This window comes from Rhodococcus sp. HNM0569 (genome assembly GCF_012726205.1).
Lineage (GTDB): Bacteria > Actinomycetota > Actinomycetes > Mycobacteriales > Mycobacteriaceae > Rhodococcus_F.
On the sequence record NZ_JAASAE010000004.1, the window covers coordinates 231274 to 253307 of the forward strand.

Below are 22034 nucleotides of genomic sequence, written 5' to 3' on the forward strand. Positions count from 1 at the left end.
TCGGTCGCGTTGTGTCACAGGAGTATTCGTACCGACAGGTATCATTCCGATTCGCCGAGGGTGTCGGCCGCCCACTCCACGAGCGGACGCGTCGCACGCCACACCGCACGCACCTCGTCGGCGGTGCGTGGCGAGTCGATCCACGGCGGGGACTCGAAGAACGCCCGCGCCGTCATCGACCGGTGACGCAGCAGCTCCAGACGCGGATGATCCGGTGCGGTGCCGCGCGGGCGGGTCTTCAGCTTGTCGCCGTCGACATCGTGTCCACTGCGGCGGAGCTTGCCGACGATCCGTTCGAGCTGCGCCGCGCGACGGTCGTCGTCGAGCGCAGCGCGGTAGCGGCCGAGCTGTGCGGGCGTCGCATGATAGAAGCCGCCCGCGGCGAGCAGGCCCGCCGCGTCGATCTGCAGGTAGTACCCGACGCCGGGACGAAGCGCGACGAACGCGCCCTGGTGAGTCTTGTAGGGAGTCTTGTCCTTCGAGAACCGGACGTCGCGATACGGGCGGAAAACCTTGGCATCGCCGAACTCGTTGCCGAGCGCGTCGACGAGCGCGAGCATCGGCTCGCGGACGGCGGTGTCGTACACGTGCTTGTGCGCCGTCCAGAACGCCTTGCTGTTGTCGGCTTCGAGGTCTTCGTAGAAGTCGAGTGCCGCGACGGGAATTCCGGTGAACATCACTGAACCCTACTGTGAGCACTTTGCGAGTCCAGGGACTCGCAAAGTGCTCACAGGGGAGTGACTAGGCGCTGCCGTTGAACAGCGAGGTGACCGAGCCGTTCTCGAAGACTTCCTTGATGGTGCGCGCGAGCAGCGGCGCGATCGAGAGCACGGTGAGCGACGGGAACCGCTTCGACTCGTCGATCGGCAGCGTGTTGGTGACGATGACTTCCTTCGCGCCGCACGCCGAGAGCCGCTCCTTCGCGGGATCGGACAGCACGCCGTGCGTCGCGGCGATGATGACGTCGCCCGCGCCTGCCTTACGGAGGATGTCGACGGCACCGGCGATCGTGCCGCCCGTGTCGATCATGTCGTCGATCAGGATGCAGGTGCGGCCCTCGACGTCGCCGACGACGCGGTTCGACACGACCTGGTTCGGGACATTGGGGTCGCGGGTCTTGTGGATGAACGCGAGGGGAGCGCCCGCGAGGGTGTCGGCCCACTTCTCGGCGACGCGGACACGACCCGAGTCGGGGGAGACGACGGCGATGTTGTCGGTGCCGTACTTCTCGCGGATGTACTCGGCGAGCTGTCCCTGCGCGTGCATGTGGTCGACGGGGCCGTCGAAGAAGCCCTGGATCTGGTCGGTGTGGAGGTCGACCGTGACGATGCGGTCGGCGCCCGCGGTCTTCAGCAGGTCGGCGATGAGGCGGGCGGAGATGGGCTCGCGGCCGCGGTGCTTCTTGTCCTGACGTGCGTACGGGTAGAACGGCAGGATCGCCGTGATGCGCTTGGCCGACCCGCGCTTGAGCGCGTCGATCATGATGAGCTGCTCCATGACCCACTGGTTGAGCGGGGCGGGGTGGCTCTGGAGGACGAACGCGTCCGACCCGCGCACCGACTCCTCGAACCGGACGAACGTCTCGCCGTTCGCGAAGTCCCGCGCCGTCTGCGGCGTGATGCGCACGTCGAGTTCCTTGGCGACCTGTTCGGCCAGCTCCGGATGCGCACGACCGGCGAAGAGCATGAGGTTCTTCTGATTGTCGATCCAGTTCGCGGTCACTGCTCTCTAGCCATCCTTTTGTTCGTGCTGTTCGGACTCGTCTTGCTGTGCAAGCTCTTCGTCGATCGGCTGCACCGCCGACGCCGCGGCGTCGGCCGCCGGGGTCCCCGGACGGTTGCGTTGCACCCAACCTTCGATGTTGCGCTGCTTGCCACTCGACACGGCAAGCGCCCCGGGCGGGACGTCGTGGCGCAACACGGTGCCGGCGCCGGTGTAGGCGCCGTCACCCACCTGGACCGGGGCGACGAACATCGTGTCCGAGCCGGTCCGCACGTGCGACCCCACCACGGTACGGCTTTTGCCGACTCCGTCGTAATTGACGAAGACGCTCGACGCGCCGATGTTGCTGTGATGGCCGATGGTCGCGTCCCCCACGTAGGTGAGGTGGGGAACCTTCGAGTGGTCGCCGATCTGAGCGTTCTTGGTCTCGACGAACGCCCCGAGCTTGCCGCCCGCGCCGAGTTCGGTGCCCGGTCGAAGATAGGTGAACGGCCCGACGGTCGCGCCGTCGCCGATCGTCGCGCCGCTGCCGTGCGTGCGCACCACGGACGCCCCGACGCCGACGGTGACGTCGGTGAGCGTGGTGTCCGGCCCGACCACCGCGTCTTCGCCGATGTCGGTGGCGCCGTGCAGCTGTGTGCCGGGAAGGAGCGTGACGTCGCGGGCGAGGGTGACGTCGACGTCGACCCAGGTGTCGGCCGGGTCGACGACGGTGACGCCCGCGCGCATCCACGCCTCGAGGGTGCGGCGATTGAGTTCCGCCGCGAGCGCCGCGAGCTGGACGCGGTCGTTCGCGCCCGCGACCACGACGGCGTCGGCGGTGTGCTGGCCGCGCACGCGCTTGCCCGCACGGCGTGCGATGGCGATCACGTCCGTGAGATACAACTCACCCTGGGCGTTGTCGGAGCGCAACTGTGCGAGCGCGGCCCGCAGGGTCGCGGCGTCGAACGCGTAGATGCCCGAGTTGACCTCGGTGATCGCGCGCTGCGAGTCGGTGGCGTCGGCTTCCTCGACGATTGCATTGACCTCGCCGTCGGTGGTGCGCAGCACACGCCCGTAGCCGGTGGGGTCGGGCGCGGTGGAGGTGAGGACCGTGACGGCCGCGGCGGGCTCGGCGGTGTGCGCGGCGAGGAGCGCGTCGACGGTTGCCGAATCGAGCAGCGGGACGTCGGCCGCGGTGACCAGGACGGTGCCGTCGAAGTCGTCGGGCAGGGCGGTGAGCCCACAGCTCACGGCGTGCCCGGTGCCGTTCTGTTCTTCCTGCACCGCGACGGTGAGCGCGCGACCGAGTGCGGTCGCGGTGGCCTCGACGGCCGCGGTGACGCGTTCGCGGTCGTGGCCGACCACGGTGACGAGATGCTCGGGGTCGACCGCGGCTGCGGTGTGCAACGCGTGGTCGAGCATCGTGCGACCGCCCAGAGTGTGCAGAACCTTGGGAGTCTTCGACCGCATCCGGGTGCCTGCTCCGGCAGCGAGGACGACGACAGCGGTCTGCACTGGCATGTAACTCCCTCATGTCGATCCAGCGGGACGGGCCGGCCGAGCGCGCTCGTACTCGACACGCTGCGGTCGTCTCGGCTCCGCCGCCAGGACTCGAACCTGAACTATCTGAACCAAAATCAGAGGTGCTGCCATTACACTACGGCGGATTGCCACGCCCACGGGGTCGCTCGGCCCCGAGTGCGCGTCATGAATACTCGCACGACGACCCACCCGCGGTCGAACCGCTCCGGCGAAGATCTCCCTCGCGGGTGGCGAAGGCTTTCCTCGCGTGTCGATAGCCTGGAGCTCGACCGGCACACCCGCCCGTGCCGGAGCCCGACCTTCGAAGGAGGACCGCGCGGTGTCTCGACGCGAGAACCCGGCCGACCGCCCGGCCGTGCAGGACGCCGCGATCGCCCGCCCGGCACGCACGCGCATGACCGGTACGCAGCGCCGCGAACAGCTCATCCGGATCGGACGGGCGATCTTCGCCGAACGTGGCTACGAGGCCGCGTCGATCGAGGAGATCGCTCACCGCGCGAACGTCTCCAAGCCTGTCGTGTACGAGCACTTCGGCGGCAAGGAAGGTCTGTACGCGGTGGTCGTGGACCGCGAGATGTCCCGGCTCGACGACGCGGTGTCCGGCGCGCTCTCACGAAACCGCTCGCGCGTGCGCGTCGAGCGGGTCGCGCTCGCATTGCTCACGTACGTCGAGGAACACACCGACGGCTTCCGCATCCTGGTGCGCGACTCGCCGGTCGCCGCACCCGACGGCACGTACTCGAGCCTGCTCAACGAGGCGATCAACTCCGTCGCCTACCTCCTGGCGGGCGACTTCGCGCGCCGCAACCTCGATCCCGATCTCGCGCCGCTGTACGCGCAGGCACTCGTCGGGATGGTGTCGACCACCGCCACGTGGTGGCTCGACGTCCGCTCGCCGTCGAAAGAGGTCGTCGCCGCACACCTGGTGAACCTGTGCTGGAACGGGCTCACGCACCTCGAGGCCGATCCGCAGCTGGGGGAGTCGCGCGGATCCGGGCACTGACGCCACGCCCGGGGCGTCGGCCGCCGCGAGTACACTCGAACAGGCCTTTCGGCGGTCCCCGGCGCCTCACGGCGCCCAAGTTCGAAAGATCGAGCAGCGCCGCAGACGGTCACGGCCGCCAGCAGTCACCGCAGACCAGGAGTGTGCGTTCTTGTCCGCTCAGTCAACAGATCCAGTTCCGACACCGGGGCTGGTTTCCACCATCTCTCAGGCGGACGTCGAGGCGCCGCTCGCCGGGTTGACGCGGGTGGCGCTGGCCGACCCGGCCCTTGCGGGCGTCGTCGAGGCGGTCGGCGCACCCACGCTCGACATCGTCGCCCCACCCGCCGCGCGCACGTGGGTCGCCGCAGCGCTCGCGCAGCGCGAGCAACTGCTCGTCGTCACCGCCACCGGTCGCGAAGCCGACGACCTCACGACCGAGCTGCGCGAGACGCTCGGCGCCGGGGTCGCGCAGTTCCCGTCGTGGGAGACGCTGCCGCACGAGCGGTTGTCGCCGAGCGCCGACACCGTGGGGCGCAGGCTCGAGGTGTTGCGCCGCCTCGCCCGGCCCGACGATCCCACCTACGGCCCACCGCTGCGGGTCGTCGTCACCACGGTGCGCTCGCTCGTGCAGCCGATGGCGCCCGGGCTCGGCGAGGTCGAGCCGGTCGTCCTGCGCGTGGGCGCCGAACTCGACTTCGACGAGCTGCTCACACGGCTCGTCGAGATGGCCTACACGCGCGCCGACATGGTCGGCAAGCGCGGCGAGTTCGCGGTCCGCGGCGGCATCCTCGACCTGTTCCCGCCCACTGCCGACCACCCGGTGCGAGTCGAGTTCTGGGGCGACGAGGTCACCGAGATGCGCGCGTTCTCCGTGGCCGACCAGCGTTCGATCCCGGAGATCGACGTGCCGCTCGTCGTCGCGCCGCCCTGCCGCGAGCTGCTGCTCACCGAGGACGTTCGCGACCGTGCCGCGCAGCTCGCACGCGACAATCCGGCCGACGCGGCGCTCGTCGAAATGCTCGACAAGATGGCGGGTGGCGTCCCGGTCGAGGGCATGGAGGCCCTGCTGCCGGTGTTGCGCCAGGGTGAACTGCAACTGCTCACCGACGTCCTGCCCGCCGCGACGCACGTGCTCGTCGTCGATCCCGAGAAGGTCCGCACCCGCGCGTCCGATCTCGCGCGCACGGGTCAGGAATTCCTCGAGGCGTCGTGGACGGCCGCGTCGATCGGGGCCGAGGCACCGCTCGACACGTCGGAGCTGAACGGCGGCGGCATCGACCTCGCCGCGTCGGCCTACCGGTCGTTGCGGCAGGTCCGTGACTCCGCGGAGGCCGCGGGGCGTCCGTGGTGGACGGTGTCGCCGCTGTCGTCGGGCAGCGGCGACGAGCTCGAACTGGCGGTCTCGCCCGCACCCCAGGTGCGCGGCTCGGAGGATCTGCTCGGCGAGCTGTTCGTGTCGCTGCGTGCGCACGTCACCACCGGCGGTCGCGCCGCGATCGTGCTCGCGGGCTCCGGTACCGCACAGCGCATCCTCGAGCGGCTCAGCGAGGCGGAGGTGCCCGCCGCCCGCACGGAACCGGGCACCGAACCGCCCCGCGGCCAGGTCGCAGTGATGTGCGGTTCGCTGCACGACGGCATCGTCCTCGCGGGCGACGACGCGACGCCCGGCACGGTCGTCGTCACCGAGGCCGACCTGACCGGCAATCGCGTCGCGGCCCCGGGCGACGGCAAGCGGCTGCCTGCCAAGCGGCGCAATCAGGTCGACCCGCTCGCGCTCACGGCGGGCGACATGGTGGTGCACGATCAGCACGGCATCGGCAAATTCGTCGAGATGGTCGAGCGCACGGTCGGCGGCGCGCGGCGGGAATATCTCGTCATCGAGTACGCACCCAGCAAGCGCGGCCACCCCGGCGACCGCCTGTTCGTGCCGATGGAGTCGCTCGATCAGCTCTCGCGCTATGTCGGCGGCGAGATGCCCGCGCTGTCGAAACTCGGCGGATCCGACTGGGCGAACACGAAGCGCAAGGCGCGCAAGGCTGTTCGCGAGATCGCGGGCGAGCTGGTGCAGCTGTATGCGGCGCGTCAGGCCGCGCCGGGCCACCCCTTCGCTCCGGACAGCCCGTGGCAGAAGGAGATGGAGGACGCCTTCCCGTTCCAGGAGACGCAGGACCAGCTCACCGTCATCTCCGAGGTCAAGGGCGACATGGAGAAGCCGGTTCCGATGGACCGCGTCGTCATCGGCGACGTCGGCTACGGCAAGACGGAGATCGCGGTGCGCGCGGCATTCAAGGCCGTGCAGGACGGCAAACAGGTCGCGGTGCTCGTACCCACCACACTGCTCGCGCAACAGCACCTGCAGACCTTCACCGAACGCATGGCGGCGTTCCCGGTCACCGTGAAGGGACTGTCGCGCTTCACCGATCCCGCCGAGTCGCGGCAGATCGTCGAGGGCATGGCGGACGGCGAGATCGACATCGTCGTCGGCACCCACCGCCTGCTGCAGACGGGTGTGCGCTGGAAGGATCTGGGCCTCGTGATCGTCGACGAGGAGCAGCGGTTCGGCGTCGAACACAAGGAACACATCAAGGCGCTGCGCACCCACGTCGACGTCCTCACGATGTCGGCGACGCCCATCCCGCGCACCCTCGAGATGAGCATGGCGGGCATCCGCGAGATGTCCACCATCCTCACGCCGCCCGAGGAGCGGCACCCGATCCTCACGTACGTCGGGGCGTACGCCGACAAGCAGGTCGCCGCCGCGATCCGGCGCGAACTGCTGCGTGACGGCCAGGTCTTCTACGTGCACAACCGGGTCAGCTCGATCGACAAGGCCGCCAAGCGTATTCGCGATCTCGTGCCCGAGGCGCGCGTGGTCGTCGCGCACGGTCAGATGAACGAGGAGCGGCTGGAGAAGACCGTGCAGGGCTTCTGGGAACGCGAGTTCGACGTGCTGGTGTGCACCACGATCGTCGAGACCGGTCTCGACATCTCGAACGCCAACACTCTCATCGTCGAACGCGCCGACACACTCGGCCTGTCGCAGCTGCACCAGTTGCGTGGCCGCGTCGGCCGCTCGCGTGAGCGCGGATACGCCTACTTCCTGTATCCGCCGGAGAAGCCGCTCACCGAAACCGCCTACGACCGACTCGCCACCATCTCGCAGAACTCCGACCTCGGCGCGGGTATGGCCGTCGCGATGAAGGACCTCGAGATCCGCGGCGCAGGCAATGTTCTCGGGGCCGAGCAGTCCGGGCACGTCGCGGGCGTCGGCTTCGACCTCTACGTCCGGCTGGTCGGCGAAGCGGTCGAGGCGTACCGCGCGGTGGCCGACGGCAGACCCGTCACGGCAGAGGAGACGCCCAAGGAGGTCCGCATCGACCTGCCGGTCGACGCGCACATTCCGCCCGACTACGTCACGAGCGACCGGCTGCGGCTCGAGGCCTATCGCAAGATCGCGTCGGCAGGAGACGACGACGGATTGCGTGGCGTCGTCGACGAACTCGTCGACCGCTACGGCCCGCTGCCCGAGGAAGTGCGCCGGCTCGTGTCGGTCGCGAAGCTCCGGCTGCTCGCGCGTGAGTACGGGCTCGAGGAGATCTCGGTGGTCGGCACGCAGATCAAGATCGCGCCGATGCAGCTGCCCGACTCGAAACAGATGCGGCTCAAGCGGATCTATCCGAGTGCGCAGTACCGTGCGACGACGGGCATGGTGCAGTTGCCGGTGCCGCGTGCCGGAGGCGGCGGTATCGGCGCCGACCGTGTGCGCGACACCGAACTGCTCCAGTACATCGCCGACCTGATCCTCGCCCTCGACGGCAAGGCCGCGGGTGCGGTGGCGATGGACGTGCAGTTCGCATGACGGTGGTGGTGCTCGATCCGGCCCGCCCCACGATGCTGCCGATGCGCGCGCTCGGCGTCGTCGCGGGTGGTGTCCGGTTCGCCGACGACGTGCCACCGTCGGTACGCGAGTTGCTCACGGAGAACCCGGAATCCGACGTACTGGTCACCACCGACCGGACAGCCGCCGCGCGCCACGACGGCGAGGTGATCGCGGCACCGGTCGCACCGGGCGACAGCCTGCTCGAGGCCGTCACCGTGATGGATCGACTGTGGGGTTTCGGCGGCTGGGAGGTGAGCCAGACACACCGCAGCCTCGCGCACTATCTCGTCGAGGAGACCTACGAGGTGCTCGACGCGATCGACGAGGACGAGCCCGAACACCTGCGCGAGGAACTCGGCGATCTGCTGCTGCAGGTGCTGTTCCACTCGCGGATCGCCGAGTCGTCGGGGCAGTTCACGGTCGACGACGTCGCGGCGGAACTCGTCGCGAAACTCGTGCACCGCAGCCCGCACCTCGCCGACGACGCGACGGGCCCGATCGACGTCGCGGAACAGGAACGCGCGTGGGAGGAGCGCAAGGCCGCGGAGAAGGCGCGCGCGTCGTCGCTCGACGGCGTCGCGCGGAGCCAACCGGCGGCGGCGCTCGCTGCGAAGGTGATCGAACGGGTGACAAGGGCAGGTGTGCCCGGCGATCTCGTGCCCACCGCGCTGCCCGAGGGGGCCGACGACGTCGAGCGTGCCGAGCGGCGGCTGCGCGAAGACATCCGCGAGTTCGCCGACCGCGTGCGGCGCGCCGAGGACGCGGCGCGCGCCGAGGGGCTCACCGCGCTGACGCCCGACGATTGGCGCCGCTACCTTTGATCGTCGGCCGCCTGCTGTGCGGTGCCGGCGCCAGGATTCGAAAAAACCAAGCATGCGTGCTTGATTTTTGAGGCGGGTGCTGTGAAGCTGTGGCGTATGTCGCGGCTCACATCCGTTCTCGACGACCTGCGTGCCGAGAGCGCGTCGCTCGACGCGCTCGTCGCACACCTCGAACCCGCTGCGTGGGCCACGCCCACGCCCGCGGCGGGCTGGACCGTCGCGTACCAGATCGGCCACCTCGCGTGGACCGACGAGGCGGCGCTCGTCGCGGCCACCGACCCCGACGCCTTCGCGCGCGAACTCGAGGCAGCCGCGAGCGATCCGTACGGCTTCGTCGACCGTGCGGCCGAGAAGTACGCGCGGTCGTCGCCCGCCGATCTGCTCGTACGATGGCGCGCCGGTCGCGACGCGCTCGCCGGCGCCCTCGCCGCGGTGCCGGAGGGCGACAAGGTGCCGTGGTACGGGCCGCCGATGTCGCCCGCCTCGATGGCCACCGCGCGGCTCATGGAGACGTGGGCGCACGGGCTCGACGTCGCCGATTCGCTCGGCGTACACCGGGTGCCCACCGCGCGGTTGAAGAGCGTCGCGCATCTCGGCGTGCGTACTCGCGACTTCGCGTATGCGGTCCACGGAAAGACGCCGCCACCGAACGAGTTCCGCATCGAGCTCACCGCGCCGGACGGCGGTGTGTGGTCGTGGGGTCCGGCCGACGCCGACCAAAGGGTCAGCGGTAGCGCCGAAGACTTCTGCCTGCTCGTGACGCAGCGCGCCCATCGTGACGACCTCACGCTCCACGCGACCGGCTCCGAGGCCGACGAATGGCTCTCGTTGGCCCAGGCGTTCGCGGGTCCGCCCGGCGGGGGACGCGATCCGGGGACGCGATGACCCGACACCGCCCGATCAACCGACCCAGCGAACACAGCAAGACGGAAAGGTACGTGTGATGGCGATCGACACCGGCGTGTGGGCGACACCCGAACGACAGGAGTTGCGCAAGACCGTGCGCGGATTCGTCCAGCGGCACGTGCTGCCCGCACTCGCCGAGTGGGAACGCGACGGCGAGATCCCGCGCGAGTTGCACGTGCGTGCAGCCGAACTCGGGCTCCTCGGTGCGGGCATCCCCGAATCGGTCGGCGGATCCGGCGGCGACATGGTCGACCCGCTCGTCGTGTGCGAGGAGTTCCACGAGTCCGGCGGATCCGGCGGCGTGTTCGCGTCCCTGTTCACGTCCGGCATCGCGTTGCCGCACCTGATCGCGGCGGGCAACGCCGCACAGATCGATCGCTGGGTACGGCCGACGCTGGCAGGCGAGACCATCGGGTCGCTCGCGATCACGGAGCCGGGCGGCGGCTCCGACGTCGGACACCTGCGCACGACCGCCGTGCGCGACGGCGACCACTACGTCGTCAACGGCGCCAAGACGTTCATCACGTCGGGTTGCCGCGCGGACTTCGTCGTCGCCGCGGTGCGCACCGGCGGGCCGGGCGCGGCGGGCGTGTCGCTGCTCGTCGTCGAGAAGGGCACACCCGGATTCGAGGTCTCGCGCAAGCTCGACAAGATGGGCTGGCGCGCCTCCGACACCGCGGAGCTGTCGTTCGTGGACGCACATGTTCCGGTGGAGAATCTGGTGGGCGCCGAGAACACCGGATTCGTGCAGATCGCACAGGGATTCGTCGCCGAACGCATCGCGCTCGCCGCGCAGGCCTACGCGAGCGCGCAGCGGTGCCTCGACCTCACCCTCGAGTGGGTGCGCGCTCGCGAGACCTTTGGTAAACCGCTGATCGCGCGGCAGGCGGTGCAGAACACGGTCACCGAGATGGCCCGCCGTATCGACGTCGCACGCGTGTACTCCCGCCGCGTCGTCGAACGGGCTGCCGCGGGGGACGCCGACCTGATCGCCGAGGTGTGCTTCGCGAAGAACACCGCGGTCGAGGCGGGCGAATGGGTGGCGAACCAGGCCGTCCAGTTGCACGGCGGCCTCGGCTACATGAGCGAGAGCGAAGTCGAACGCCAGTACCGCGACATGCGGATCCTCGGTATCGGCGGTGGAACCACCGAAATCCTCACCGGCTTGGCAGCGAAACGATTGGGGTATCAGGCATGACCGACGCAGGCACCAAGGCAGTCGACACGAGTTTCGTCGAGTCCGACGAACGCAGGGAACTGCGCGAGGCGGTGTCGAAACTCGGCGCCCGCTACAACTACACCGACTACGTGCTCCCGCACGCCCGCAAGGGCGAACCGCTGACCGAACTGTGGAGCGAGGCAGGAAAACTCGGTTTCCTCGGGGTCAACCTGCCCGAAGAATACGGCGGCGGGGGAGCGGGCATCTACGAACTCGCGCTCGTGCAGGAGGAACTCTCGGCGCACGGCGCGGGCCTGCTGCTCGTCGTCGTCTCGCCTGCAATCTGCGGCACGATCATCGGCAAGTACGGCACCGACGCGCAACGCGCACAGTGGCTCACCGGTCTCGCGGACGGCTCGAAGATCATGGCGTTCGGCATCACCGAGGCCGACGCGGGATCGAACTCGCACCAGATCACCACGACGGCCCGTCGCGACGGCGACGACTGGATCCTGCGCGGCAACAAGATCTTCATCTCGGGCGTCGACCAGGCCGACGCCGTGCTGATCGTCGCGCGCACCGAGGACGCCAAGACCGGAAAGCTGCGTCCCGCGCTGTTCATCGTGCCGACCGACGCCGAGAACTTCCATCGCACGCAGATGCAGATGGACATCGTCGAACCCGATCACCAGTTCATGCTCTTCCTCGACGACGTCCGGCTGCCCGCCGACGCACTCGTCGGCGAGCCCGACGCCGCACTCATGCAGTTGTTCGCGGGACTGAACCCGGAACGGATCCTCGGCGCGGCGATGGCGATCGGCATGGGCCGCTACGCGCTCGACGCCGCCGTACGGTACGCCCGCGAACGCACCGTCTGGAAGACGCCGATCGGGGCCCACCAAGGTCTTTCGCACCCGCTCGCGCAGATCAAGATCGAACTCGAGCTCGCCGAGCTCATGATGCGCAAGGCCGCCGTGCTCTACGACAGTGGCGACGACTTCGGCGCCGCGGAAGCGGCGAACATGGCGAAGTACGCCGCCGCCGAGGTCAGCATCAAGGCGCTCGACCAGGCCATCCAGACCCACGGCGGCGCGGGGCTCACCGAGGAGTACGGACTCGCCGCGATGCTCGGCGCGGCCCGCATCGGGCGCGTCGCTCCGGTCAGTCGCGAGATGGTGCTCAACTTCGTCGCCCAGCATTCGCTCGGGCTCCCGAAGTCGTACTGACACCACCGCCCGGTCCGACGCGAGCGCCCAGGGGAGAATGCCGGACGTGAAACGGGAACCGAAGCAAGACCGCAGTCGCGCCACCCGCCGTCATCTGCTCGAGGCGACGATCGACTGCCTCGCCGAGCACGGGTGGGCCGCGACGACGGTCGCGGTGGTCGCGGCGCGCGCAGGCGTCTCACGTGGTGCGACACAGCATCACTTCCCGACCCGCGAAGACCTCATCACCGCGGCACTCGAGTACATGTTCGACGCACGCATGGACGACGCGCGCCGCAGTGCCCGCGAGCTGCCCGACGGCGAAGGGCGCACCGAGGCCGTCGTCGCGCAGTTGTTCGAGTACTACACGGGGACCCTGTTCAAGGCCGCACTGCAGGTGTGGACGGCCGCGGCCGCCGACTCCGAACTGCGCGACCGGATCGTGCCCCTCGAAGAACGCTTCGGCCGCGTCGCGCATCGCACTGCCGTCGAGCAGCTCGGCGTCGACGACAGCGATCCCGCGTCGCACCGGCTCGTGCAGGCGACTCTCGATCTCGCTCGCGGCCTCGGCCTCGCCGACCTGCTCACCGACGACTCGAGGCGCCGCACCGAGATCGTCCGGCAGTGGGCGGCCGAGCTCGACGACTCGCTGAGCCGTCACCGCGCCGCCTCCGGTGCCGGGGCACAGTCGAGCGCGGGCGCGCGCTGAGCGTCGGTACTCGGTAGAGTCGCGCCCGTGCGTTCGCTGGCTGTGGTCGTCGTCACCGCCGCGGTCCTCGCTGTCGCGGCATGCGGCTCGGGCGACGACGCGCCCGCGCCGCCCCCGCCCGCCCCGGTGCGCGAGGTGACACCCCCCGGCCCCTTCTTCGGCGAGTGCGGCTCGGTCACCGACGACGAGGTCGCCCGCGCGTTCGCCGTCCCGCCCTTCACCGACGTCACCCGCAACTCGGTCGGATGCGAGTGGGAGAGCGGCGGCGTCGGTGGGCCCAGCGTCACGTTCTCGTGGTATCGCGGCAGCCCGATCGGCCGCGAGCGCGCCGGCTCGGACCTGATCGGCAGGCCCGCCGAAGACATCTCGATCGACGGCAATCCTGGTTTCCTCGCGTCGGCCGAGGACTATCTGTGCGAACTCGGCGTGCAGTTCGGCGGCGACTTCGTCCACTGGTCGGTCACCTACAACGGGTTCATCCCGACGGCCGACCCGTGCGACGTCGCGCGTGAGCTCGCGGAGCTTTCGGTCTCGAGGTCTGCGAAATGACGGGCGGCGGCACGAGGCGCCACGGGATCCGGCTCGTGGTCTGCGGAGCGGTCGTCGCGCTCGCCGCCACCCTCGGCGGCTGCGGTCGCACGATCACCGGCACACCCACCGTGGCCGGCTCGGCCGGTGGTGACCGGTACACAGATCTGCTCGAGGAGTGCGACGCCGTCGCGGACCAGCAGATCGCCGAGGTGATCGGTGCCGACCAGGTACTCCGGGGATTCTTCGGTGCGATCTGCCGATGGGACTCGATCGGCGCGGGAGCCGCCGCGAAGGTCACCTTCGACTGGTTCGAGACCGGCAGCCTCGACACCGAGGAACAGACCAACACCCGCCTCGGTTACACCGTCAGCGACACCACTGTGCAGGGCAGACGCGCGCTGGTGCTCACCCAGCCCGCGGATCCTGCCTCGTGCGGCATCACTCTCGGTTCGCCGAGCGACGGCGTCGTCGGATGGTGGGTGCAGTACAAGGGCGCATCGCCCGTCGATCCGTGCGACGCGGTGGTGAAGCTCGCCGAGCTGACCGTGGACGTCAGCAACTGACGCCTCGCGCGTGCGGTGTCGTACAGTGGCAGCGATCCGGCTCCGACGCAGGCCTCCGCACCCGGGGACCTGGGCTCGGGCCTCCATAGCGCGCTCGACCCACTTTGACCATCCGGCTCGCCGCCGGGTATCGTTGAGGGTCGTGTCCGGCCATGTCCGGGCCGAACTGTGTGCCTAGCTAGGTAGTGCCGTGCGCGTTCATGCAGGTCGCTGCAGGAACGAGCATCCGGCTGCCTGTGTGGGGGTATGCGACACGCCCGACCCTGGGGTGCGCGCGAGTGCGTACGACCTGGGCGGGTGAGAGGCAGCAGCTCTCTTGCCTCAACTGCTGGATCCCTAATTTCAGAACAGCCAGGTTGCTTGTCTCGAGCAGTCTGTTCACGAACGAGAAAGCCGGTTTATGCCAACCATCAACCAACTGGTCCGCAAGGGCCGCCGCGACAAGGCCGCCAAGGTCAAGACCGCGGCCCTCAAGGGCAGCCCGCAGCGCCGTGGCGTGTGCACGCGTGTGTACACCACCACGCCGAAGAAGCCGAACTCGGCTCTTCGTAAGGTCGCGCGTGTGCGCCTGACCACCTCGGTCGAGGTCACCGCCTACATCCCGGGTGAGGGCCACAACCTCCAGGAGCACTCGATGGTGCTCGTGCGTGGCGGTCGTGTGAAGGACCTCCCGGGTGTGCGCTACAAGATCATCCGCGGCTCGCTCGACACCCAGGGTGTCAAGAACCGCAAGCAGGCCCGTAGCCGTTACGGCGCGAAGAAGGAGAAGAGCTGATGCCACGTAAAGGCCCCGCTCCGAAGCGTCCGCTCATCAACGACCCGGTCTACGGTTCGCCGCTGGTGACCCAGCTGGTCAACAAGATCCTGCTGGACGGCAAGAAGTCCACCGCCGAGCGCATCGTCTACGGCGCGCTCGAGCAGGCACGCGAGAAGACCGGCACCGATCCGGTCGTCACCCTCAAGCGTGCGCTCGACAACGTCAAGCCGGCCCTCGAGGTCCGCAGCCGCCGTGTCGGTGGCGCCACCTACCAGGTGCCCGTCGAGGTCCGCCCCGGCCGTTCCACCACGCTGGCACTGCGCTGGCTGGTCACCTTCTCGCGCCAGCGTCGCGAGAAGACCATGGTCGAGCGTCTCGCCAACGAGCTCCTCGACGCGAGCAACGGTCTCGGCGCCGCGGTGAAGCGTCGCGAGGACACCCACAAGATGGCCGAAGCCAACAAGGCGTTCGCCCACTACCGCTGGTGACGCAGGTCGCCGGGGCGTCGCGCACCTGATCGCGCGTGCGCCCCGGCGTCCGTCACGGGTCGGCCCCACGGGGCCGGCGACACACATTTCGAAGAAATCCGGCCGACGTCCGAACCCAGGACCGGCCGAAGCCCGAACCACGAGCAACGAGCGGGGAAGAGTCCTGTGGCACAGGAAGTGCTGACCGACCTGAACAAGGTCCGCAACATCGGCATCATGGCGCACATCGATGCCGGCAAGACCACCACCACCGAGCGCATCCTGTACTACACCGGTGTCAATTACAAGATCGGTGAGACGCACGATGGCGCCTCGACCACCGACTGGATGGAACAGGAGAAGGAGCGCGGCATCACGATCACGTCCGCCGCGGTCACCTGCTTCTGGAACAACAACCAGATCAACATCATCGACACCCCTGGCCACGTCGACTTCACCGTCGAGGTCGAGCGCTCGCTGCGCGTGCTCGACGGCGCCGTTGCCGTGTTCGACGGCAAAGAGGGCGTCGAGCCCCAGTCCGAGCAGGTCTGGCGACAGGCTGCCAAGTACGACGTTCCGCGCATCTGTTTCGTCAACAAGATGGACAAGATGGGCGCGGACTTCTACTTCACCGTGCAGACCATCATCGACCGCCTCGGCGCGAAGCCGCTGGTCCTGCAGCTCCCGATCGGTGCCGAGGATGCCTTCGACGGCGTCGTCGACCTGGTCGAGATGAAGGCGATCACCTGGCGCGGCACCGTCGCGATCGGCGCCGAGCCGACCATCGAGGAGATCCCCGCCGATCTCGCCGACAAGGCCGCCGAGTACCGCGAGAAGCTGCTCGAGACCGTCGCCGAGTCCGACGAAGCGCTCATGGAGAAGTACTTCGCAGGCGAAGAGCTCACGGTCGACGAGATCAAGGGCGCGATTCGCAAGATGACCGTCAACTCCGAGCTCTACCCGGTGCTCTGCGGCTCCGCATTCAAGAACAAGGGCGTCCAGCCCATGCTCGACGCGGTCATCGACTACCTGCCGACCCCGCTCGACATCGGCAACGTCCTCGGCCACGCCGTGGGCAACGAAGAAGACGAGATGTCGCGTCGCCCCTCGAAGGACGAGCCCTTCTCGGCGCTCGCCTTCAAGATCGCCGCACACCCCTTCTTCGGCAAGCTCACCTTCGTCCGTGTCTACTCGGGCCGTGTCGAGCCGGGCGCCCAGGTGCTCAACGCCACGAAGGGCAAGAAGGAACGCATCGGCAAGCTCTTCCAGATGCACGCCAACAAGGAGAACCCGGTCGACGAGGCCGTCGCGGGCCACATCTACGCGATGATCGGCCTGAAGGACACCACGACCGGTGACACCCTGTGCGAGCAGGCGAACCCCATCGTCCTCGAGTCGATGTCGTTCCCGGACCCGGTCATCCAGGTCTCCATCGAGCCCAAGACCAAGTCCGACCAGGAAAAGCTGGGCATCGCGATCCAGAAGCTCGCCGAAGAGGATCCGACCTTCTCGGTCGAGCTCGACGACGAGACCGGCCAGACCGTCATCGGCGGTATGGGCGAGCTCCACCTCGACATCCTGGTCGATCGCATGAAGCGTGAGTTCAAGGTCGAGGCCAACGTCGGCAAGCCGCAGGTCGCGTACCGCGAGACCATCACGCGTCCGGTCGAGAAGCTCGAGTTCACCCACAAGAAGCAGACGGGTGGCTCCGGCCAGTTCGCGAAGGTCATCATCGCCCTCGCACCGTTCGTCGGCGAGGACGGCGCGACCTACGAGTTCGAGAACAAGGTCACCGGTGGCCGTGTGCCCCGCGAGTACATCCCGTCGGTCGACGCGGGTGCGCAGGACGCGATGCAGTACGGCGTGCTCGCCGGCTACCCGCTGGTGAACATGAAGGTCACGCTGCTCGACGGCGCATACCACGACGTCGACTCTTCGGAGATGGCCTTCAAGATCGCCGGTTCGCAGGCGCTCAAGGAAGCTGCCCGCAAGGCTGGTCCGGTCATTCTCGAGCCGCTCATGGCTGTCGAGGTCACGACGCCCGAGGACTACATGGGTGAAGTGATCGGCGACCTCAACTCCCGCCGTGGTCAGATCCAGGCCATGGAGGAACGCAGTGGTGCCCGTGTCGTGAAGGCGCTGGTTCCGCTCTCGGAGATGTTCGGTTACATCGGTGACCTGCGGTCGAAGACCCAGGGCCGCGCGAACTTCTCCATGGTGTTCGATTCCTACGCAGAGGTTCCCTCGAACGTCTCGAAGGAAATCATCGCCAAGGCGACCGGAGAATAGTCTCGGGGTTCTCCCGAGCCGGCGTCTGCACGACAAAGTAAAACAACCGCACTGCTGCATACCGCAAGCAACAATCAGTCCAGGAGGACACAAAAGTGGCGAAGGCGAAGTTCGAGCGGACCAAGCCGCACGTGAACATCGGCACCATCGGTCACGTCGACCACGGCAAGACGACGCTGACCGCAGCCATCACCAAGGTTCTGCACGACAAGTACCCGGACCTGAACCAGAGCTTTGCGTTCGACATGATCGACAAGGCGCCTGAGGAAAAGGCTCGCGGTATCACGATCAACATCTCGCACGTCGAGTACCAGACGGAGAAGCGCCACTACGCTCACGTCGACGCCCCCGGTCACGCCGACTACATCAAGAACATGATCACGGGTGCAGCGCAGATGGACGGCGCCATCCTCGTGGTCGCGGCCACCGACGGCCCGATGCCGCAGACGCGTGAGCACGTGCTGCTCGCCCGCCAGGTCGGCGTGCCCTACATCCTCGTCGCGCTCAACAAGGCCGACATGGTCGACGACGACGAGATCATCGAGCTCGTCGAGATGGAGGTGCGTGAGCTCCTCGCCGACCAGGACTTCGACGAGGAAGCTCCCGTCGTCAAGGTGTCCGCACTCAAGGCGCTCGAGGGCGACGAGAAGTGGGCCGAGAGCATCCTCGAGCTCATGAACGCCGTCGACGAGTCCATCCCGGACCCGGTTCGCGAGACGGACAAGCCGTTCCTCATGCCGGTCGAGGACGTCTTCACGATCACCGGTCGTGGCACCGTCGTCACGGGTCGCATCGAGCGCGGTGTGATCAACGTGAACGAGGACGTCGAGATCGTCGGCATCAAGGAAGGCTCGACCAAGACCACGGTCACGGGCATCGAGATGTTCCGCAAGCTGCTCGACTCGGGTGAGGCGGGCGACAACGTCGGCCTGCTCATCCGTGGCATCAAGCGTGAGGACGTCGAGCGCGGCCAGGTCGTCATCAAGCCGGGCACCACGACTCCCCACACGGAGTTCGAGGGCCAGGCGTACATCCTGTCCAAGGACGAGGGCGGCCGCCACACGCCGTTCTTCAACAACTACCGTCCGCAGTTCTACTTCCGCACGACGGACGTGACGGGCGTTGTGACGCTCCCCGAGGGCACCGAGATGGTCATGCCGGGCGACAACACCGAGATGTCGGTCAAGCTGATCCAGCCGGTCGCCATGGACGAGGGCCTGCGCTTCGCGATCCGCGAGGGTGGCCGCACCGTCGGTGCAGGCAAGGTCACGAAGATCATCAAGTGATCTCGACGTGAACAGTCACCGCGTGTGACACATCACTGAACACGGAGCGGCGCCCATCCCCGACCTGGGGGGTGGGCGCCGCTCCGTCGTACCGGAGCGTGCCGGTGGCCGGGTACGCGACCCGTATCCGAGTCGTCCGTTTCGTCCAGGTCCTGCGTGCATGCCGACCACCTGCCGTTACGCCCTCCGGTACCGTGCATCGAGGAACGCGAAGTCGATATCGGGAGGTCGTACGCGTGCAGCGCATCATGGGTGCGGTTCGGGCCAGATCACGACAACTCTGGATCGGCGGCGGAATCGCCGTCTCCATCGCGCTCGTGGTGGCCTATCTCCACGACGCCGCCACGGGCTATCTGATGGACCTGTCGGTCTTCCGGGATGCCGGTGGCGCATTCCTGCATGGGCAGCCGCTGTACTCGGCGGACTTCCCGAGCACGTCCGGCTTCCGGTTCATCTACCCGCCGATCGCGGCAATCCTGTTCGCGCCCCTCGCGTGGATCTCGTCCGATCCCCTCGAGGTGCTGTGGACGGTCGTCAACCTCGCGCTGCTGTGGTGGATCGTCGACCGCGTGCTCAATGCGCTCAAGGTCCCGCGCTCGTGGGTGATCGCGAGCGCGATCTTGGGGGTCGCGCTCCTCCTCGAGCCCGTCCGCTCGAACTTCGGATTCGGACAGATCAACCTCGTGCTCATGGCGCTCGTCGTCGCCGACTGTCTCGGCGTGCTACCGCGCAGGATGCGCGGCATGGGTGTCGGCCTCGCGGCCGCGATCAAGCTCACCCCCGCGGCCTTCGGTCTCGTCTTCCTGCTGCGCCGCGACTTCGCGTCCATCGGCCGGGCCGCCGGCACGTTCGCGGCCACCGTTGCGATCGGCTTCGCGTTCCTCCCGCAGGCGTCGGTGTGGTTCTGGCTCACCGAGTTCTTCAAGTCCGAGCGTGCGGGCGGTTACGACTTCTCGCGCAACCAGGCGATCACCGGGATGCTCGCGCGCATGGGGCTCGACGGCATCCTGCGCGACGCCGTCTGGCTCGTCCTCGCGGCGCTCGTCGTCGCGGCCGCCGTGTACGCGGGCTGGTGCTTCACCCGGGCGGGTGAACACGTCGTGGTGGTCGGCGTCGTCGCGCTCGCGGTACTCCTCGCAGCGCCGTTCGCGGTCACCCACCACTGGATCTGGTGTGTGCTGCTCGTGCCGCTCGCGTTTGCGCCCCGCTATCGGTCGTGGCGGGCGATGCTCGGCGCCGCGATCCTCGTGTTCTGGATCGCGCCGCACATCGCCTTCGACACGCATCCCCAGGATTGGGTAGACGTCGCGGCGCGCCAACTCGTGGGCAACGCGCAGTGCATCATGGGCATCGTGTTGCTGATCGCGGCGGTCGTCGCCGCCACGAAGCGGCATCTGCGGCAGTCGGTGCCCGAGCCCGCCGCCCGAGTCGACGACACTCCCGAGCCGGAACTCGTGTCGGCCTCCTGATGCACGCACGATTCATTACCTGCGCTTTACCATACGGTAGTATGTAGGTCGCTCGCGGTGCTCGGCGCTCGGGCCCACCCGACCCCGGTTCCCCGCTCCCGACTTCCAGGATTGCCTCACCGTGTCTTCGCCCTCCCACCGCACAGACCGTCCCGTGCACGGCTCGGTGCGGCCTCGGTACGCGTGGGTGGACGTCGCGAAGGGCGCCTGCATCGCGCTCGTCGTGTTGCTGCACGCCACCAACTTCATGGTCGGCCGCGAGATGGCCGATCCTCGCTGGAGCGATTTCAACGCGCTCCTGCAGCCCGTGCGGATGCCGTTGTTCTTCCTGGCGTCGGGCCTGTTCCTCGCCAAGACGCTGGCCTTGCCGTGGCGGGCTGTGCTCGCCCGCCGCGTGGTGCCGCTCGTGTACGTGTACGTGCTGTGGACGTTCCTGCGGTGGGCATACTTCACGCTGTTTCCCGCCACGAGCGGTACCGCGGAAGCGGGCAGCATCTGGAAGCCGATCAGGGCGATGGTGATCCCCGACAGCGGAATGTGGTTCATCTTCGCGCTCGCCGTCTTCACCGTCGCGGCCCGGGCCCTCGTGCACGTGCCCACCGTCGTCCAGCTCGTGGGCACCGCCGTGCTGTCCGTCGCGTCGCCGTACCTCGCATTCGACAGCTGGACGTGGCACAACATGGCGGGCCTGTTCGTCTTCTTCCTCCTCGGTGCGTACGCCGCGGTGCATGCGCATGCCGTCGCCGCCGTCGCCACCCCGGTGCGCGCGGCCACCGCGCTGCTCGTGTTCGTGTGCGGCTACACGCTCGTGCGTGACACAGTGGCGAGTTCGAGTTCGCTCGCGCACTTCGGGCTCACCCTCGTCGGGCTCGTGGCAGGCATCCTCGTCGCCGCGACGCTCGCGAGGTACCGATTCACCGAGCCGCTGCAGCAACTCGGCCGCCGCACCCTGCAGGTGTTCCTGCTCCACGAGATCGCGTTCGGAACACTCGTCGCCGTGCTCACCGTCGCGGGTCTCGATCTGGTGGACGCGCAACGCATCCCGCTCGGTCCCGTCGTGGTCACCGCGTTCGCCGTCGCGGCGTCGCTCACCGCGCACCGCGTCGCGATGCGATGCGGACTGCGCTGGCTGTTCACGAAGCCCGCGCTGCTCCCGGCACTTCAGGCGGTACGTGCGCACGCTCGGTCTGTCCGTGTTCGGTCTGTGCTGCCGGATCGACATGCAGCAGTACTTGCGTGGCCACGCGCGCGCCGCCGAGTGCCCGCGCCGCGCCCCGGGCAAGTGCCTCCGCGCTTGCCGTGAACGCGACGGTGTCGAGCGCCGCATCCGCCGACACAGTCACGAGCATCGTCGGCAGACCACGTTCGAGCACCGCCCGCGCGCGCACTCGGTGCACCCCCGGGAACTGCGCGAGCTGCGCGGCCAGACCATCGGCGAGCGCGCCCGGATCGACCGTCGTGACGGCACCGGTGGCCGGATCGGTCACGGTGACCGCCGACGTGCGTCTGCGCGTCAGGTCGACGACCGCCAGCGCCAGACCGAAGACGAGCGCGACGACCAGCGTGCCGGCCAGCGCCCACTGCCACCACCCCTGCAGCGGCGCCGACTCGACGCGGACGCGGTCGTAGCGCGCCACGAGATCACGCACGAAGGGCACCCGCAGGTACCACGCCGCCGCGTACGCGCCCACACCGATCAGCGCCAGGCCGATCACGAACACGATGGCCCGATTGAGCGCCGCCGCCCGCCGACTCATGCCG

At 68.5% G+C, this 22034-nt stretch carries 18 protein-coding genes, 1 tRNA gene and 1 pseudogene; 15 read left to right on the plus strand and 5 right to left on the minus strand.

Annotation, left to right across the window (positions count from 1 at the left end; genetic code table 11):
* Positions 1 to 41: 41 nt before the first annotated feature.
* The 4 genes from HCA44_RS08055 to HCA44_RS08070 form a co-directional block, all read right to left on the minus strand.
* Positions 42 to 677: a DUF2461 domain-containing protein gene (locus HCA44_RS08055; RefSeq protein ID WP_169648015.1), complete on the minus strand. Its 636-nt coding sequence runs from the start codon at positions 675 to 677 to the stop codon at positions 42 to 44.
* Between the two features lie 64 nt (positions 678 to 741).
* The gene (locus HCA44_RS08060; RefSeq protein ID WP_169648016.1) at positions 742 to 1722 is read right to left on the minus strand and encodes a ribose-phosphate diphosphokinase; all 981 of its coding nucleotides are present in this window, start codon (positions 1720 to 1722) and stop codon (positions 742 to 744) included.
* Positions 1723 to 1728: 6 nt separating this feature from the next.
* On the minus strand, positions 1729 to 3225 hold the full coding sequence (gene glmU, locus HCA44_RS08065) for a bifunctional UDP-N-acetylglucosamine diphosphorylase/glucosamine-1-phosphate N-acetyltransferase GlmU (protein WP_169648017.1): 1497 nt from the start codon (positions 3223 to 3225) through the stop codon (positions 1729 to 1731).
* Positions 3226 to 3300: 75 nt separating this feature from the next.
* Positions 3301 to 3371, minus strand: a tRNA-Gln gene (locus tag HCA44_RS08070).
* 269 nt (positions 3372 to 3640) lie between these two features.
* On the opposite strand from HCA44_RS08070, the gene HCA44_RS08075 reads away from it, so the two are divergent.
* The 15 genes and pseudogenes from HCA44_RS08075 to HCA44_RS08145 all read left to right on the plus strand — a co-directional run.
* The gene (locus HCA44_RS08075) at positions 3641 to 4249 is read left to right on the plus strand and encodes a TetR/AcrR family transcriptional regulator (protein WP_169648109.1); all 609 of its coding nucleotides are present in this window, start codon (positions 3641 to 3643) and stop codon (positions 4247 to 4249) included.
* A 190-nt stretch (positions 4250 to 4439) separates the two neighbouring features.
* Entirely contained in the window at positions 4440 to 8090 is a 3651-nt protein-coding gene (gene mfd, locus HCA44_RS08080) for a transcription-repair coupling factor (RefSeq protein WP_240945388.1), read from the plus strand.
* Positions 8087 to 8932, plus strand: a complete 846-nt coding sequence (locus tag HCA44_RS08085; protein WP_169648018.1) for a MazG family protein — start codon at positions 8087 to 8089, stop codon at positions 8930 to 8932. The genes mfd and HCA44_RS08085 overlap by 4 nt, the downstream gene beginning before the upstream one ends.
* 96 nt (positions 8933 to 9028) lie before the next feature.
* A complete protein-coding gene (locus tag HCA44_RS08090) occupies positions 9029 to 9817 on the plus strand; it encodes a TIGR03084 family metal-binding protein (RefSeq protein ID WP_169648111.1) in 789 nt (262 codons plus the stop codon).
* 58 nt (positions 9818 to 9875) lie between these two features.
* A complete protein-coding gene (locus HCA44_RS08095; RefSeq protein WP_169648019.1) occupies positions 9876 to 11036 on the plus strand; it encodes an acyl-CoA dehydrogenase family protein in 1161 nt (386 codons plus the stop codon).
* Positions 11033 to 12223 carry an acyl-CoA dehydrogenase family protein gene (locus HCA44_RS08100; RefSeq protein WP_169648020.1) on the plus strand — a complete coding sequence of 397 codons (1191 nt, stop codon included), beginning with the start codon at positions 11033 to 11035 and terminating at the stop codon, positions 12221 to 12223. The genes HCA44_RS08095 and HCA44_RS08100 overlap by 4 nt, the downstream gene beginning before the upstream one ends.
* A gap of 46 nt (positions 12224 to 12269) precedes the next feature.
* Complete coding sequence (locus HCA44_RS08105) at positions 12270 to 12911, plus strand: TetR/AcrR family transcriptional regulator (protein ID WP_169648021.1); 642 nt, start codon at positions 12270 to 12272, stop codon at positions 12909 to 12911.
* 27 nt (positions 12912 to 12938) lie between these two features.
* A complete protein-coding gene (locus tag HCA44_RS08110) occupies positions 12939 to 13460 on the plus strand; it encodes a DUF3558 domain-containing protein (protein ID WP_169648022.1) in 522 nt (173 codons plus the stop codon).
* The gene (locus HCA44_RS08115; protein ID WP_169648023.1) at positions 13457 to 14005 is read left to right on the plus strand and encodes a DUF3558 domain-containing protein; all 549 of its coding nucleotides are present in this window, start codon (positions 13457 to 13459) and stop codon (positions 14003 to 14005) included. The genes HCA44_RS08110 and HCA44_RS08115 overlap by 4 nt, the downstream gene beginning before the upstream one ends.
* Positions 14006 to 14405: 400 nt before the next feature.
* Complete coding sequence (gene rpsL, locus HCA44_RS08120; protein ID WP_169648024.1) at positions 14406 to 14780, plus strand: 30S ribosomal protein S12; 375 nt, start codon at positions 14406 to 14408, stop codon at positions 14778 to 14780.
* Positions 14780 to 15250 carry a 30S ribosomal protein S7 gene (gene rpsG, locus HCA44_RS08125; RefSeq protein ID WP_169648025.1) on the plus strand — a complete coding sequence of 157 codons (471 nt, stop codon included), beginning with the start codon at positions 14780 to 14782 and terminating at the stop codon, positions 15248 to 15250. Before rpsL ends, rpsG begins: the two co-directional genes overlap by 1 nt.
* A 165-nt stretch (positions 15251 to 15415) precedes the next feature.
* Positions 15416 to 17518: an elongation factor G gene (gene fusA, locus HCA44_RS08130; protein ID WP_169648026.1), complete on the plus strand. Its 2103-nt coding sequence runs from the start codon at positions 15416 to 15418 to the stop codon at positions 17516 to 17518.
* Positions 17519 to 17613: 95 nt separating this feature from the next.
* Positions 17614 to 18804: an elongation factor Tu gene (gene tuf, locus HCA44_RS08135; protein ID WP_169648027.1), complete on the plus strand. Its 1191-nt coding sequence runs from the start codon at positions 17614 to 17616 to the stop codon at positions 18802 to 18804.
* 236 nt (positions 18805 to 19040) lie between these two features.
* Positions 19041 to 20273, plus strand: a complete 1233-nt coding sequence (locus HCA44_RS08140; protein WP_346764635.1) for a glycosyltransferase family 87 protein — start codon at positions 19041 to 19043, stop codon at positions 20271 to 20273.
* Positions 20274 to 20460: 187 nt separating this feature from the next.
* Positions 20461 to 21351: pseudogene (locus HCA44_RS08145) on the plus strand (acyltransferase family protein); the annotation flags it as partial.
* A 55-nt stretch (positions 21352 to 21406) separates the two neighbouring features.
* Here the strand turns inward: HCA44_RS08145 and HCA44_RS20960 are convergent.
* On the minus strand, positions 21407 to 22030 hold the full coding sequence (locus HCA44_RS20960; RefSeq protein ID WP_240945367.1) for an alkaline shock response membrane anchor protein AmaP: 624 nt from the start codon (positions 22028 to 22030) through the stop codon (positions 21407 to 21409).
* Positions 22031 to 22034: the final 4 nt, after the last annotated feature.

Coding starts and splice junctions, on each gene's coding strand:
- HCA44_RS08055 (WP_169648015.1), bottom strand. CDS start 677: ATGTTCACCGGAATTCCCGTCGCGGCACTCGACTTCTACGAAGACCTC.
- glmU (WP_169648017.1), bottom strand. CDS start 3,225: ATGCCAGTGCAGACCGCTGTCGTCGTCCTCGCTGCCGGAGCAGGCACC.
- HCA44_RS08075 (WP_169648109.1), top strand. CDS start 3,641: ATGACCGGTACGCAGCGCCGCGAACAGCTCATCCGGATCGGACGGGCG.
- HCA44_RS08085 (WP_169648018.1), top strand. CDS start 8,087: ATGACGGTGGTGGTGCTCGATCCGGCCCGCCCCACGATGCTGCCGATG.
- HCA44_RS08090 (WP_169648111.1), top strand. CDS start 9,029: ATGTCGCGGCTCACATCCGTTCTCGACGACCTGCGTGCCGAGAGCGCG.
- HCA44_RS08095 (WP_169648019.1), top strand. CDS start 9,876: ATGGCGATCGACACCGGCGTGTGGGCGACACCCGAACGACAGGAGTTG.
- HCA44_RS08100 (WP_169648020.1), top strand. CDS start 11,033: ATGACCGACGCAGGCACCAAGGCAGTCGACACGAGTTTCGTCGAGTCC.
- HCA44_RS08115 (WP_169648023.1), top strand. CDS start 13,457: ATGACGGGCGGCGGCACGAGGCGCCACGGGATCCGGCTCGTGGTCTGC.
- rpsL (WP_169648024.1), top strand. CDS start 14,406: ATGCCAACCATCAACCAACTGGTCCGCAAGGGCCGCCGCGACAAGGCC.
- rpsG (WP_169648025.1), top strand. CDS start 14,780: ATGCCACGTAAAGGCCCCGCTCCGAAGCGTCCGCTCATCAACGACCCG.
- HCA44_RS20960 (WP_240945367.1), bottom strand. CDS start 22,030: ATGAGTCGGCGGGCGGCGGCGCTCAATCGGGCCATCGTGTTCGTGATC.